General features: G+C 41.2%; 1 protein-coding gene. It reads right to left on the bottom strand.

The features are described 5' to 3' along the window. Positions 1-345, bottom strand: a 345-nt coding sequence (locus tag AC061C_RS15925; protein WP_478291987.1) for a DUF8696 domain-containing protein, incomplete at both ends; no start/stop codon positions are given.

Here is a 345-nt window from a genome sequence, read left to right as displayed (position 1 = left end):
AAGAGTCAAAGTAGTGCTATTAGTTCCAGTACAAACTGTTGCACTTCCTGCAATAGTTCCACCAACAGAAGCTGGATCAACTGTTACCGTTGCAGTGCTAGAATTAGCAGCAGCACAGGTACCACTTTTGACTACGGCTCTATAAGCAGTAGTAGCAGTTAAATTAGTAGCCGTTAAAGAAGTTGTAGTATTGGCAATAGTGGTAACCGTTGTAAAATTATCAGTTGAAGATTCCCAACGTACCACACTTCCTGTATTTCCAGAAAGAGTCAAAGTAGTGCTATTAGTTCCAGTACAAACTGTTGCACTTCCTGCAATAGTTCCACCAACAGAAGCTGGATCAAC

It is taken from the genome of Flavobacterium sp. GNP010 (assembly GCF_056428945.1).
This window is presented reverse-complemented; position numbering and strand designations above follow the sequence as displayed.